A 13,393-nucleotide genomic window follows, 5' to 3' on the forward strand; every position below is an offset into this window, starting at 1 on the left:
GCGGCCGATTTGCGGCAGGCGCCGCCGGATCCGGTTTTCGACCCGCCATTTCGACGGGCTGGATACGATGACGATCCTTCTTCCAAGTGCCGGTGCATGCGCGATCGCTGGTTCTGACGGGAAGGTGACGTCGCCAGAGGTAGGCAGAAGTATAATTCTTTTTATACCTCATGATTTCACCCATTCGGGTTATTATGTCACTTTTTATGTTGTGATAGCTTCAGTAATAACACGGTTAATTTTGCGATAAAGCTAAGATCCCGAGATTAAGTTCTGGGTGTGCATAAAGATTAGTTTTGGATCTTTGGCGCCGTTAAACGCTAGTCCCGAAGGGAAGTCATGAGGATTTACTTCTATTTCATCGCTTTTCAACTCAGTGTGCTGATGTGGGGTGGCGCCTACTATAGTGTTCGGGAAATCTATCAGAGCCTGAATGCTTCCCAGTCGCTTGATATTTCCTTCGTTTCACATGAGGGTCGCGGCGACCCGAACTAACACACGATCACGATAACCCCATCCCAGGTGCGGCGACCTGGATCGCCCCCCAACGTAGAAACCCGAAAACACCACCACCGTGAAATCGCTGCATTCCCTCCTGATCGTCTATCTTGGCCCGCCGCTGTTTGCAGCCGCGGCTCTTCTGCTCATCGTGTCGTGGTTCAGTGATGCGCAGTCCGACCCAAGAACGAATGCAGCGACCGGCGTGCGAAAGGGCGGCAGGATCGGCAGCCAGAGCGAGACGTTTCGGTGATTGCGTAACCCGCCATCATCAGCGGGAGATATAAGAAGGGCCACCAAGTGGGGCCTGGCGACCCTTCTCCTGCTGGTAGGTGCAGCATCCAGCGAGGGCAAAATACAAGCGGTGGATGTTTCCGATAGTGACCGCGGTCACAATGCGACAATTTATTCTCGCGGAAGCTGAGGGATGCTGGTCCGCCACCAGATGACAGGGCATCCCCCCTAGGGGCGCTCTGCCATGACGAGCAGGAGGAATGCGGCGAGGTCGCGCCAGCGGGCAAAACGCTTGTCTTCGCAAGCTTGCGCGCTCGGTTGTGGCTCACCGATCCTGCCGATGCGGAATCCGGCCGCGACAATGCCATTCAGATATTCGCTCATTATGCGCGGGAAGCGGGGGACGGCGAAGGGCTGAACGATCTCGTCCGCCGGGCGGCTGCCGAACCGCCATTCTTCGGTGAAAGTGCTGCGGTCGAAATAGCGCGAGACGCAGAGCGCTGTCGCAATGCCGGCCTCGTTCTTTTGCCAGGCGAGGCCCGGCGTGATGAAGCAGGGATGCAGCACGCTGAAGGCGAGGAAGCCGCCGGGGCGGACGAGGCGATAGGCCTCCCGCATGGCGGCATCGAAATCCGGGCCATCCATTAGCGCCATGGTGGAGATGACGGCGTCGAAAGAGCCGTCGGGGAAGCCGGTATCGGTGCTGTAGGAGGAGACCTTGTAGGTGATGCCGAGGGGATGCTTCTCTTCGGCGTTCCGCGCATGACCGATCATCCGCTCGGAGAGATCGATGCCGGTCATGCGTGCGCCCATTTCGGCGAAGCGGCGGGTGTTCGTTCCTTCGCCACAGCCGAAATCGATCACATCGAGGCCGGCAAGCGGCGGCAGGAAATCGATGAAGGCGGGGAAGGTGAAGAGCTCGCGGTAGGCGTCGTAGCCGTTGCGTACGTCATGCGTCCATTGATCGGCATTGCCATTCCATCGCGCGGCCACGCTCTGTAACACGTCGTCGGTCATCGTGCCTCCCGTTGTCTGTTCGATTCGTGCTGCGGGAGGATAGGATGGTTTGCCGTCCTGGCAATGACGGCCGGTCGAACATTCCGGCGGGGCCGAGGCAAGGGAGACGATCCCAGCCTGTCGGCAGGGTTGCGCGCGAATGCGGAAAGCGGCCCTCGGCCAGGCGGGGTTCTTCTTAAGACGTCGGGGCCTGCCGAGCGGCTTTATTATGGGATGGCCCACTCTTCGGGGGATATCGAGTATGATTGACCTTCTTTGAAGAAAGAGAGCCAATTCTCCGACGATATCCGTGCCCGCCATAGGGAAGAATAGTTGTAGCGTTGTCGGCGTCAAAGATAACGGCTCTTTTGATACTATTTCTTTACCATAAAATATTAGAGTTCATGGAATGTGCTCGGTCAGAAGGCAGGCCGAGTGTCTAAACGCGGGCGTGCCGCTTTTCCAGGGATCGATGATGAAGCTCACCATTGCAAGAAATCTCGCCGCTGTGGGCATCGCCGTCTCCGTCGGCATGTTCGCTTCCTTCGCGCTGCAACAGACCGCACTCGAACGGCTCAAGGTCAACGGACCGATCTACGAGCAGATCGTCTATGGCAAAGACCTGATTGCCGACATCCTCCCGCCGCCGCTCTTCGTCGTCGAATCCTACATGCTGTCGCATGAGGCCAACGACTTTCCCGATCTGATCGATGCCAATCTCGCCAAGATCGCTACTTTGAAGGCAGCCTATGAGGATCGCCGCGGCTATTGGCAGACAACGCGCCTGCCGCAGCCGCTCAAGGACGAGCTCAACAAGGAAGTGCTGGCCAAGGGCGACCTCTTCTGGAAGGTGATGGAAGAGGACGTCATCCCGGCACTCAAGACCAGGCAGGCCGGCGCCGCAGCCGAGCCGATGGTCAAGCTCAGGACCGCCTTCCACGAACATCAGGATGCGGTCGAAAAGCTCGTGGTCAATTCCGATACCTATCTCAAGGGGCAGGAGAAGAATGCTGCCGATGAGATCATGACATGGACCTCGGCGGCTGCAGTGGCTTCACTTGCGTCCTTCCTGCTGCTGCTCGCCGGGCTCTATTTCTTCCGCCGCCGCGCCGTCCTGCCGATCGATGGCATGAGGCGTTATATGAGCGGCCTTGCCAATGGCGACTTCTCCGAAGACGTGCCCTATGCAGAGCGCAGCGATGAGATCGGCCAGATGGCGCAAGCCGTTGTCGTCTTCCGCACCAATTCCCTTGAGCGCCGCGAAGCGCACCTGCGCGAGGCGGGGGCCAAGGAAGCCGAAGTCACCCGCGAACGCCAGTTGGCCTCCGAGCGCGTTGCCGAGGAAGCCGCGCGTGACGAGGTGATCCATTCACTCACCCGCGGGCTCGATGAACTGTCGCGCGGCAATCTCGGCTTCCACATCGATACCAGGTTCTCATCCGCCTACGAACAGCTCCGCGCCGCCTTCAATTCCAGTGTCGACACGCTGTCCAGTTCGATCGACGCCGTCTCCGGCGCGACAAGCACATTGCGCCATTCTTCACATGATATCGCCGGCGCCATGGAGGCGCTGTCGAAGCGCACCGAGCAGCAGGCAGCAACCATCGAAGAGACATCGGCCGCACTCACCGAGATCACCGCCGCCGTCGGCAATTCCTCGTCGCAATCGGGCGAGGCAAGCCGGATGACGAGCGAGACCAGCAAGGCTGCGCTGCAATGCACCGACCTGATGCGCKAGGCAATCGCGGCAATGCAGCGGATCGAGGGTTCGTCGGACCAGATCGGCTCGATCATCAACGTCATCGACGACATCGCCTTCCAGACCAACCTTTTGGCGCTCAATGCCGGTGTCGAAGCAGCCCGCGCGGGCGAAGCCGGCAAGGGGTTTGCCGTCGTGGCACAGGAAGTGCGCGAACTTGCTTCCCGCTCGGCCAATGCCGCCAAGGAGATCAAGGTTCTGGTCTCGACATCTTCGGACCAGGTCGGCTCGGGGGTGGCGCTGGTCAACCGCACTGGCGAAGCGCTCTCCCATATCGAAACCAGGGTGCAGCATGTCGGCCAGTTGATCCAGGCCGTGGTCACTTCCCTGAACGAGCAGTCCTCGGCGATCGGCGAGATCAACAGCTCGGTCCATGCGATGGACGAGGTGACCCAGCGCAATTCCGCCATGGCGGCGGAAACCAACTTGGCCTGCAAGGGACTGAACGAGCAGGTCCTGGCGCTCGAAGAGATTGTTTCGCGCTTCCGGATCGCCGCTGCGCGGCCTGATGTAACGGCATCCCGCGCCGCCTGAGCCGCGCAAGGATTTCCGGACCAAGCCATCCTTGGCGACCACCGCCGACCTGCCACTTGGAATTTTCTCCAGAATGAGCCGGTCGGCGAGGAGACGATTTTATCCTTGCGTATAGGATACAGAGAACCGTTTCGTGATCTATGTTTCCCGCCAGGGACATAGACTTCAATTGCCACCGGAGGTTCAGATGTCAGAATGTAAGCATGTTGCGGCCGTTCGATCCGTCGAGCCGAGGACGCTTGGTTGCGAGGAATGCCTGGAGGACGGACAGGAGTGGGTCCATCTTCGACTTTGCCGCGAATGCGGCCATGTCGGATGCTGCGATCAATCCATCGGAAAGCATGCGACTGCGCATTTCCACGCCACGGGACATCCCATTATCGAAGGGTACGATCCGCCGGAAGGCTGGGGCTGGTGCTATCTCGACGAGACGATGGTGGAACTGCCCGATCAGACACCGCAGCGCGGCCCGATCCCGCGCTTTTATTGAGCGTCGACATGACCGACAACCTCGAATCCCGCCGATACCAGATGTTTCCGGTGCTGAGCGCCGAGCAGATCCGCCTGGCGACGCGCTTTGCCAGCAGTGGCCCACATACCTTTGCCCCCGGCGAGGTCGTGTCTGAGATCGGTGACCGGAATTCGCCCGCACGGCTGATCCTTTCCGGTCGTCTGGATGTCTTCAGGCATGACGGGCTGTCGATGCCGGAAGCCTTGATCACCGGTCACGGCAAAGGACAGTTTTCGGGAGAGGTCAGTCAGCTCTCCGGAAGGCCGGCACTTGCAGGTGCGCGTGCGGGTCCGGAAGGATGTGTGGCACTGGCATTCGACGCGGCGCATCTGAAGGCTCTGATCATCGGCTCGGCCGATATCGGTGAGATCATCATGCGCGCCTACATCCTGCGGCGCGTGGAACTCATCAGCTTCGGGGGCTCCGGCTCTATCCTGATCGGTCATCCAGGAGCGCGCGATCTCGTTCGCCTTCAGGGCTTTCTGTCCCGCAGCGGCTATCCGCATATCGTTCTCGACGCGGCGTCGGATCACGAAGGCCAGGCCCTGGTGGAGAGGCTCGGAATTCTGCCTGACGATCTGCCGCTCATGGTCTGCCCCAATGGCACGGTGCTCAAACATCCGACGGATGCCGAGGCCGCCTGCTGCCTTGGCATCATGCCGGAACTCGATCCGGCCACCCTCTATGACGTGGCGATCGTCGGAGCGGGGCCTTCAGGGTTGGCTGCAGCCGTCTATGCCGCTTCCGAAGGGCTCAGCGTCATCGTGATCGATGCGCGGGAGATCGGCGGGCAGGCCGGGAGTTCTTCCCGCATCGAAAACTATCTCGGCTTCCCGACCGGAATTTCTGGTCAGGCGCTTGCGGGCCGCGCCTTCAATCAGGCGCTCAAGTTCGGCGCGGAGATCGCCCTGCCGCTTGATGTCAATGAACTGGTGCCGGCCCCCGCAGGCAAACGCGGAACCGACCCGATGGTGTTGCGGGTCGGGGGAGACAGGCAGGTCAAGGCGCGAACCGTCGTCATCGCCTCAGGCGCGCGATACCGCAGGCCCGACATTCCCGACATCTCACGCTTCGAGGGTGCCGGCATCTCCTATTGGGCATCGGCGATCGAAGCGAAGCTCTGCGAAAACGACGATATCGCCCTGGTGGGCGGCGGCAACTCGGCTGGCCAGGCGGTCGCCTTCCTGGCGCCGCGGGTGCGGCGTCTGCATCTGGTGATACGCCGAAGCCTGCGGGAGACGATGTCCGCATACCTCATAGACCGCATAGCCGCGCTGTCGAACGTGGAGATGCATGTGGGATGCGAGTTGACGTCGCTGGCCGAAGATCCGCATGGCCGTCTGGCGGCGACGCTTACGAATTTCGAAAAACAGTCCCGCAAGAACTACGATCTTCGCCGCGTCTTCATGTTCATCGGCGCCGATCCGAATACCGACTGGATCAAGTGCCGCATCAAGACCGATGACAAGGGCTTCATCCGGACCGGCACGGCATTCGGTCCCGATGTCGAAGAGGAGCTGGGAAGGCGATCCCTGCAACTGGAAACCAGCCTGCCGAACGTCTTTGCGATCGGCGATGTCCGGGCCGGTTCGACGAAGCGCGTTGCCGCGGCGGTCGGCGAAGGAGCCGCTGTCGTCAGCGACATTCACGCCGCGCTGAGGCAGGCTTCGCTCATGAAATAACGCCGCCCTTCGCAGTCGGCATTGCAGCCGCGGCGCTTTGGACGAGGCTCCAGAAGCTCTCGGCAATCTCGGTCATGCGCGCTCGCGGTCTTATCAGGACGATCTTGACGTCGACGGCCCAATCGGACGATCCGGCTGATATGAGCCTTCCGGCCGGCCCCATCTCGTCCGCCGCCAGGCTCTCCGGTATCCAGGCGACGCCCTTTCCCTCGACGGCAAGCGCTTTCAGCGCCATTGCGAGATGTGAGGTGAAGACTGTCGAGAGATGCGGCTGACCTGTGCCGGCCGAGAGGGCCGATGACAGGATCCGGCCCATGCCTGATGTCTCTTCGAAGGCGAGATGCGGGAGCGGGCGATCCGTTGGCTGCGAAATGGCGTGGAGCGCGTGACCATGCCTGTCCCGGCCGCTGACGGGGATCAGGCGATCCGTTGCAAGCTCCACATGCCTGTAGGCGTTCCTGTCGAGACGGATCCTGCTGTTCTGGTGGTCGTGGCAGAGCAGGAACTGCGCGCGGCCTTCCGTCATGATCCGCTCGCACTCGTTCATATTGTCCGAGAGCAGGCGGATGGGCATCGTCGATGCTTCGTGGCCCAATCCTTGAATCCAGCCGGGGAAGAWGATGAAGGACAGGGCATGGGTCGCGGCGAAGGTCACCGTCGATGTCGCCGCACGCATCTGCTCGAGATCACGGCTGACGCGCTCCAGCCGCGCCACGATGTCGTTTGCCGCCTCGAGCACAGCCTCGCCGGCAGGGGTCAGCTTCAACCTGTGCGTCGAGCGATCGACAAGTTCGGAGCCACACCAGTCCTCGAGGGATTTGATGCGGCGCCCGAAAGCCGGCTGCGTGATGTGGCGCTTTTCTGCCGCTCTCGAAAAGTTCAGCGTTTCGGCGAGAGCCCGGAGGTCGGCGAGCCAGGCAGTTTCCACGATGCTTCATCCGTTTCTGCGATGCTTGCGGAGCATTGACAGAACGAGATAGCTGCGGGGATTTCAAGTCAATTCATAGTTATTTGCGCAGAACGGAAAATTTACGGTGCCGATCCGGCATTGAAAGAGCCCGGATCGGCACTGGACGCGGAGGGCGGATTCTTCATACGACATGAACATGTGAGGGCAATAACCCTTCGATCCGGAATGGAGATTGCAATGCGTATCATCGATGTCTGCGAAGTGACGAAGCCGATCGCTTCGCCGATCCGCAACGCCTATATCGACTTCAGCAAGATGACGGCGAGCCTGGTGGCCGTCGTTACCGATGTTGTCAGGGATGGTCGCCGCGTGGTCGGCTACGGTTTCAATTCCAATGGCCGATACGGGCAGGGCGGTCTCATCCGCGAGCGCTTCAAGGATCGTATTCTCGAGGCCGCGCCTGATAGCCTCGTGAACGATGCCGGCACCAATCTCGACCCACACCGGATCTGGGCGGCGATGATGAAGAACGAGAAGCCCGGCGGTCATGGCGAGCGCTCGGTCGCCGTCGGCACGATCGACATGGCGGTCTGGGATGCCGTGGCCAAGATCGAAGGCAAGCCGCTGTTCCGGCTGCTGGCAGACATGAAGGGCAGGGAGGCCGATCCGAGAGTCTTCGTCTATGCCGCCGGCGGCTATTACTATCCCGGCAAGGACAACAGCGCCTTGCGCAGGGAGATGCGCGGCTATCTCGATCGCGGCTACAMCGTGGTCAAGATGAAGATCGGCGGTGCTTCGATCGATGAAGATCGCGGCCGCATCGAATCCGTGCTGGAGGAGATCGGMTCGCAGGCACGGCTTGCCGTCGATGCGAACGGCCGCTTCGATCTGGAGACCGGTATCGCCTATGCCAAGATGCTGCGCGACTATCCACTCTTCTGGTACGAGGAAATCGGCGATCCCTTGGATTATGCGCTGCAGGCGGCGATCTCCGAATTCTACGATGCGCCGATGGCGACAGGCGAGAACCTCTTCTCGCATCAGGATGCCCGCAACCTGCTGCGTTATGGCGGCATGCGCGCCGACCGCGATTACCTGCAATTCGACTGCGCACTGTCCTACGGTCTTGTCGAATATCTTCGCACGCTCGAGGTGCTGCGCCAGTTCGGCTGGTCGCCATCGCGCTGTATTCCGCATGGCGGCCACCAGATGTCGCTCAACATCGCGGCCGGCCTCGGCCTTGGCGGCAATGAGAGCTATCCGGATCTCTTCCAGCCCTATGGCGGATTCCCTGATGGGGTAAGGGTTGTCGACGGCCACATCACCATGCCGGAACTGCCCGGCATCGGCTTCGAGGGCAAGTCGGATCTTATAAAGGTCATGCGGGAACTGGCGGAGTAAAAGGGCAGGCGGGTGATTGCCTGACGAGGCTAAGCTTCCGACGGCGGAATCTTCGCGGCATCCAGATAGGTGCAGAACATCAGCGTCAGTTGCGTCCGCAATCCGCCGTCGATCAGCAGTTCCGACATGTCCCGCTCGAAGACGTTGCGGACGGTGCCGCAGAGCACGTTCAGCATCATCACGTTGACGGTGGAGAGATTGGCGAACTTCGCGTCCGAGGCGGTGGCGAACATGGCTTCGCTTGATCTTTCGATGCGTTGCGACATTGCTTCGACAATTTCGGCGACATCCACCTCGGCGGCGGCGCGATAAAGGGCGATCGTGACGTCGCGGCGCTCGATCTTCACCTCGATATAGGTGCTGACGAGCGCATCGGCCATCTGCGCATAGAGCGCGCCGCGATGGGCCTGGCAGGMCGCTTCCACGCGGTCGGCCAGCATCGTCAGATAGCGCTCGTTGACGGCGTGGAAGAGAGCCTGCTTGTTCGGAAAATACTGGTAGAGGGAGYCGACGGAGACACCGGCTCTTTCCGCGACACGGGTCGTCGTCAGCTCACCCGGCCCGTCCGACATCAAAACCTGAATCGTCGCTTCGAAAATTGCCTCGACGGTGTTCACCGACCGCGCCTGACGCGGTGATTTGCGGGCATTTGCAGCTGATGTCTGGGCGGAAACCATATGCGAATTCAAAACCTGAAGAATCCTTCTTATTTTCAATCTGCTCGCAACGAACGGGATTTTCAAGGATCTTTAGATGACAGACAGCTCCAGCCGCATCGCGCTCGTGACCGGCGCGAACAAGGGTATCGGATATGAAATCGCCAGACAGCTCGCCCAGGCCGGCGTGACTGTTCTGCTCGGCGCGCGTGACGCGGAGCGTGGGCGATCGGCGGCAGACGAACTGGCTTCGCAGGGACTTAATGTGTCGTTCATCCGGATCGATGTCTGCGACACCGGGAGCATCGCTGCCGCCGCTGCCGAGATCGATGCCGGGCATGGCCGCCTCGATATTCTCGTCAACAATGCCGGCATTGCCGACTACACCGACGGCGCTCCCGGCAAGGCTTCGCTGGAGGCTGTGCGCCGCGAGCTGGAGACCAATTTCATCGGCGCGCTCGCGGTGACGCAGGCGATGCTGCCGCTCTTGCGCAGGGCCGGGGCAGGGCGCATCGTCAACATGACCAGCAGCCTCGGCTCCCTGACGCTGAACGGCGATCCAAGCTGGCCGTTCTATGGCGTTCGCCTTATCGGCTACAATGCCTCGAAGGCGGCGCTGAACATGCTGACGGTCCAGCTCAATGCCGAGCTCAGCGATACCGGGATCACCGCCGTATCGGCTTGCCCCGGCCTCGTGGCTACTGACCTCAGCGGCCATCGCGGCGATCGCACGCCATCGGAGGCTGCGGCTTTTCCGGTGCGAATGGCGTTGCTTCAAGGGCACGACCTCAAAGGCATTTGCCAGAGCGAGCAGGGCGCTATCCCCTGGTGATGGCCTTCTCATTGGCAATTGACGGAAAACGTGTCCGCCACTGACGCATTGTGTGAGCAAGTTCAGAGGGATAGAAATGCGTACATAGGCGATGGCCGGCTCTCGTCAGTCGAGGCGTGAGGCACAAGATCAAACGCGGAGGTTCCGTCGCCGATCAGGATCGCAGGAGGCGAGTTTCGGATGGTGATGTCTTATCGGCAGGCAGTGGCTGCCGCCGAAGATCTGGTACGAACCGAGYCGCGGATCGTGTTCATGATGTGCGGGTTGGCAGGTTCCGGCAAGACGACCTTTGCACAGAGGCTGGAGGCGCTCGGATGTGAGCGTTTCTCGATCGACGAAGAGGTCTGGCGGCATGACGGGCGTTTTGGCGTCGATTATCCGGAGGCCGCCTATGCCGATCTGCAGGCCGCCGCGGAGACGCGGCTGAAGCTCCGACTTGAAGACCAGCTCATGCGCGGCACGAAGGCAGTGATCGATTTTGCCTTCTGGAATGCGGCGGCTCGCACCCGCTACCGTGGGCTTGTCGAAGCCCGTGATCACCGGTGCTGCATCATTTATCTTCTGGTGGAGGAAGCGATTTTGCGCGGCCGTTTGAGAGAACGCTCAGCACGACGTGATGCAAATGCCGCGTTTCCGATAACGGACGACCTGCTCGCGAAATATGTTCAAGGCTTCGATATTCCGAGCGAAGAAGAGGCATGGATCGTGCAGGCGACATTCGATTGAGAAAGTTTCCCTGCGAGGGCGCGACCAAAGTCGCGCCCTCGCAGGGAAATGTCAGGCGTCGATCGCGGCCGCGGCACTGGCGATAAAGTCTGCGACCGCTTCGGGCTGCGACAGCATGGGGACGTGGCCGCTTTGCAGGACAAGCGTCTCGCCCTTCATGTGCGCGGCGGAAACGCGTTCTACGGCCGGCGGGATGGTTTCGTCTTTGGCCGCAACGAGGTACCAGGAGGGCTTGGAAGCCATGCGGCCCGGCTGATCTTGGCGCCAAAGCAGGCGACGGCGAGCGGGCTCGGGGTGGCATAAACGATATCGGCTTCGGTTACCGGCAGGTCCTGAACGAAGTGCTTGCGCACGCCATCATGCGTCAGCGCCACATAGCCTTCGCCATAAGGTTTGATCTCGGCGGCGCCGGGTGCGGGTTCATAGTCCTTCCACCAGTCATTGAAGGACTGACCGGTATCGGGTGCGCCGGCTGCGATATAGACGAGACCCTTGACCTGCTGATGATTGCCCGCCTCGGTAATGACGGCGCCGCCCCAGGAGTGGCCGACGAGCAGAACGGGACCCTCCTGCATTTCAATTACGCGATGGGCTGCCTTCACGTCATCCGCAAGCGAGCTGAGCGGATTTTGAACTGCGATTGCCTTCAGCCCGCGCGCTGCAAGCAAAGGGATGACCTTCACCCAGCAAGAGCCGTCGGCGAAAGCACCATGCACGAGAACGACTGTCTTTATGGTCATGACATTCTTCCTTCCTGTGATTTTCTGGCCTGTGAGTTTCTGGGGGCAATGTTCCGGTTCAGTTTTCTGGTTCAGTCTGGGGAATGGATAGACGCGCCGTGCGATATGCATGAGACGAATGCAGGCAGCGGATGATCTTGTCGCCAACGTTTGCACGGCGTGCCGGTAGCGACAGCAACGGATATTGCTCAGCCGATGCCATAAGCAATAGGGATGCAGAGACGCCATTGGCGGCCTGCCTGTCTGCGATAGCTCTAGCGGCCATGAAAGTCCAACACACGTCAACCCAATTCCAGGTGGCGGGCTTCATTGTGTTTTTCGTCGAAGATAACAGGCGCTGTAACGTAGAATTGTTGCGCGGTCTCCGGAGCGTGCAGAGACAAAAGGAAGATTGTTCGTATAATGTGACGCGATTTTCTTCGCTATTTTATTTTCTGATTTTAGAAAAGTCTCTAATTTCGATATATAATATTTATTTTGTGAGAATAATCGAAAAACGTGCTATGATTTGTTTTTCTATGTATGAATTTGACTTTCGGCCGGCACCCATCGAACAGGCGGGAAACCTGCTGCATAAGCGCGGATCATAACGTTCGTGCCGTCGAGCTCCCAGGGGGCAATGGCCGCAAAGAACAGCGTCTCGGCCAGGCGCGGATAACGAAAATGATTGGCGAGATAGATATGCAATCGGCAGGATATGGAAAAAAGGATCTGAGGTTCGCAAGGCTCCACGCCGTGAAGGCGGAGCAGCGCATCACCGGCCAGGAAATCGTCGTTAAAAGGCTGCGGCTGACGGGGAGGCCGCTGGATGTCGAAAATGCGCTGTTGGGCAGGCTCTACGATCGCAAGAGACGCGTTATCTACCACTTGAAGCGTATCGAAGATTTCCTCGATGTGACATCGCAATCCGAAGTGACACCGTAATCTGGGATCAATGCCGGCGGCTGACGGCCATATGTCGTGGTCCGGTGCCGGCCGGTGCATTTGACGGGAGAATATCATGTCGGCCGGCACTGTTGCTGAAATCTCCGACGAGGCAATCGGTTCCGGCGCGAACAGGTACCTCGGGAAGCCTTTCGAGCTCTTAACCGAGCGCGAACGGGCAGTCTTCCGGCGACTGATCTCCCGGCACGCGATTGCCCATGATTCCAATCAGTCCTTCGATGCAAAGCTGACACCGTCGCAGCGGCTGGCCGACAAGGTGGCGGAATTCGGCGGTTCGTGGACCTTCATCATCCTCTTCGGGATCGCCCTTGCAGTATGGGTCGCCGGTAACCTGCTGGCCGCAACGCGCTCTTTCGATCCCTATCCCTTCATATTCCTCAATCTCATCCTTTCCATGCTGGCAGCCGTGCAGGMGCCGGTCATCATGATGAGCCAGAATAGGCATGCCGCCAAAGACCGGGTCGATGCCGCGCACGACTACGAGGTCAATTTGAAGGCTGAGATCGAAATCATGGCGCTGCATGACAAGCTCGACGAGCTTAGAAATACCGATTTGAAATCGCTCGTCGCCCAGCAGCAGGAGCAGATCGCGCTTCTGGCGAAATTGATGCTCGGCCCGCCGGGTCAGCAACGGCAAGACCTTTAAAGTACCGGAGGCTAGCATGCAGCTGCGAGAAATGACCGATAATGCCTGCATCGAGTTTCTGGCGAGCCACATGTTTGGCCATCTCGGGTGCAGCGGTGAGCAATATCCCTATATCGTTCCCATTCACTACGCCTATGAAGGACGCCAGCTGTTCATGTTTTCCATGCCCGGCCTGAAGATCGACCGTCTCAGGGCAAACCCCCTGGCCAGTTTCCACGCCGAAGAGCTCGGCCAGGACAGAAAGTGGAAAAGCGTCCTCGTTCACGGTCGTTTCGAGGAGCTGACGGATACGCCCGCGCGCCGAGATGAACGCATCCATGCAT

General features: G+C 59.9%; 14 protein-coding genes and 1 pseudogene. 11 read left to right on the forward strand and 4 right to left on the reverse strand.

Annotated features, from left to right (window positions below; all coding sequences use genetic code 11):
- Window positions 1-339: 339 nt before the first annotated feature.
- Entirely contained in the window at window positions 340-495 is a 156-nt protein-coding gene (locus AC1DNW_RS17110; protein WP_477834585.1) for a hypothetical protein, read from the forward strand.
- Window positions 496-574: 79 nt separating this feature from the next.
- Window positions 575-751: a hypothetical protein gene (locus AC1DNW_RS17115; protein WP_162747188.1), complete on the forward strand. Its 177-nt coding sequence runs from the start codon at window positions 575-577 to the stop codon at window positions 749-751.
- A 209-nt stretch (window positions 752-960) separates the two neighbouring features.
- On the opposite strand, the gene AC1DNW_RS17120 is transcribed toward AC1DNW_RS17115, so the two are convergent.
- Window positions 961-1,749, reverse strand: coding sequence for a class I SAM-dependent methyltransferase (locus AC1DNW_RS17120; RefSeq protein WP_113311052.1), 789 nt, complete (start codon window positions 1,747-1,749; stop codon window positions 961-963).
- A gap of 454 nt (window positions 1,750-2,203) precedes the next feature.
- Between AC1DNW_RS17120 and AC1DNW_RS17125 the strand changes: the two genes are divergently transcribed.
- The 3 genes from AC1DNW_RS17125 to AC1DNW_RS17135 all read left to right on the forward strand — a co-directional run bounded on the left by AC1DNW_RS17125 (window position 2,204) and on the right by AC1DNW_RS17135 (window position 6,214).
- Window positions 2,204-4,021 (forward strand): methyl-accepting chemotaxis protein, encoded by a 1,818-nt coding sequence (locus AC1DNW_RS17125; protein WP_477853748.1) that lies wholly within the window; start codon window positions 2,204-2,206, stop codon window positions 4,019-4,021.
- A 187-nt stretch (window positions 4,022-4,208) separates the two neighbouring features.
- Window positions 4,209-4,511: a UBP-type zinc finger domain-containing protein gene (locus AC1DNW_RS17130; RefSeq protein WP_113299248.1), complete on the forward strand. Its 303-nt coding sequence runs from the start codon at window positions 4,209-4,211 to the stop codon at window positions 4,509-4,511.
- Window positions 4,512-4,519: 8 nt separating this feature from the next.
- Complete coding sequence (locus AC1DNW_RS17135) at window positions 4,520-6,214, forward strand: FAD-dependent oxidoreductase (protein WP_113311051.1); 1,695 nt, start codon at window positions 4,520-4,522, stop codon at window positions 6,212-6,214.
- On the opposite strand, the gene AC1DNW_RS17140 is transcribed toward AC1DNW_RS17135, so the two are convergent.
- Window positions 6,204-7,142, reverse strand: a complete 939-nt coding sequence (locus tag AC1DNW_RS17140) for a LysR family transcriptional regulator (protein WP_477853736.1) — start codon at window positions 7,140-7,142, stop codon at window positions 6,204-6,206. The two genes, AC1DNW_RS17135 and AC1DNW_RS17140, sit on opposite strands and share 11 nt — an antisense overlap.
- A gap of 219 nt (window positions 7,143-7,361) precedes the next feature.
- On the opposite strand from AC1DNW_RS17140, the gene AC1DNW_RS17145 reads away from it, so the two are divergent.
- Window positions 7,362-8,525, forward strand: a complete 1,164-nt coding sequence (locus tag AC1DNW_RS17145) for a mandelate racemase/muconate lactonizing enzyme family protein (RefSeq protein WP_477853737.1) — start codon at window positions 7,362-7,364, stop codon at window positions 8,523-8,525.
- Between the two features lie 29 nt (window positions 8,526-8,554).
- Here the strand turns inward: AC1DNW_RS17145 and AC1DNW_RS17150 are convergent, their stop codons facing one another.
- Window positions 8,555-9,142: a TetR/AcrR family transcriptional regulator gene (locus tag AC1DNW_RS17150; RefSeq protein WP_477853739.1), complete on the reverse strand. Its 588-nt coding sequence runs from the start codon at window positions 9,140-9,142 to the stop codon at window positions 8,555-8,557.
- Window positions 9,143-9,278: 136 nt separating this feature from the next.
- On the opposite strand from AC1DNW_RS17150, the gene AC1DNW_RS17155 reads away from it, so the two are divergent.
- Both AC1DNW_RS17155 and AC1DNW_RS17160 read left to right on the forward strand, forming a co-directional pair.
- Entirely contained in the window at window positions 9,279-10,013 is a 735-nt protein-coding gene (locus AC1DNW_RS17155; protein ID WP_113311047.1) for an SDR family oxidoreductase, read from the forward strand.
- A 180-nt stretch (window positions 10,014-10,193) separates the two neighbouring features.
- On the forward strand, window positions 10,194-10,739 hold the full coding sequence (locus tag AC1DNW_RS17160; RefSeq protein ID WP_477853740.1) for a P-loop nucleotide/nucleoside kinase family protein: 546 nt from the start codon (window positions 10,194-10,196) through the stop codon (window positions 10,737-10,739).
- Window positions 10,740-10,790: 51 nt separating this feature from the next.
- On the opposite strand, the pseudogene AC1DNW_RS17165 reads toward AC1DNW_RS17160, so the two are convergent.
- Window positions 10,791-11,707, reverse strand: a pseudogene (locus tag AC1DNW_RS17165) (alpha/beta fold hydrolase).
- Window positions 11,708-12,160: 453 nt separating this feature from the next.
- On the opposite strand from AC1DNW_RS17165, the gene AC1DNW_RS17170 reads away from it, so the two are divergent.
- The 3 genes from AC1DNW_RS17170 to AC1DNW_RS17180 form a co-directional block, all read left to right on the forward strand.
- The gene (locus AC1DNW_RS17170) at window positions 12,161-12,403 is read left to right on the forward strand and encodes a hypothetical protein (RefSeq protein ID WP_113311045.1); all 243 of its coding nucleotides are present in this window, start codon (window positions 12,161-12,163) and stop codon (window positions 12,401-12,403) included.
- 76 nt (window positions 12,404-12,479) lie between these two features.
- Window positions 12,480-13,070, forward strand: coding sequence for a DUF1003 domain-containing protein (locus tag AC1DNW_RS17175; RefSeq protein ID WP_477853742.1), 591 nt, complete (start codon window positions 12,480-12,482; stop codon window positions 13,068-13,070).
- Between the two features lie 16 nt (window positions 13,071-13,086).
- Window positions 13,087-13,393: pyridoxamine 5'-phosphate oxidase family protein (locus AC1DNW_RS17180; RefSeq protein WP_477853744.1), on the forward strand; the 307-nt coding region annotated here is incomplete at its 3' end.

The sequence above is a fragment of the Rhizobium sp. 05L429 genome (assembly GCF_056397645.1).

Coding starts and splice junctions, on each gene's coding strand:
- AC1DNW_RS17110 (WP_477834585.1), top strand. CDS start 340: ATGAGGATTTACTTCTATTTCATCGCTTTTCAACTCAGTGTGCTGATG.
- AC1DNW_RS17120 (WP_113311052.1), bottom strand. CDS start 1,749: ATGACCGACGACGTGTTACAGAGCGTGGCCGCGCGATGGAATGGCAAT.
- AC1DNW_RS17130 (WP_113299248.1), top strand. CDS start 4,209: ATGTCAGAATGTAAGCATGTTGCGGCCGTTCGATCCGTCGAGCCGAGG.
- AC1DNW_RS17135 (WP_113311051.1), top strand. CDS start 4,520: ATGACCGACAACCTCGAATCCCGCCGATACCAGATGTTTCCGGTGCTG.
- AC1DNW_RS17155 (WP_113311047.1), top strand. CDS start 9,279: ATGACAGACAGCTCCAGCCGCATCGCGCTCGTGACCGGCGCGAACAAG.
- AC1DNW_RS17170 (WP_113311045.1), top strand. CDS start 12,161: ATGCAATCGGCAGGATATGGAAAAAAGGATCTGAGGTTCGCAAGGCTC.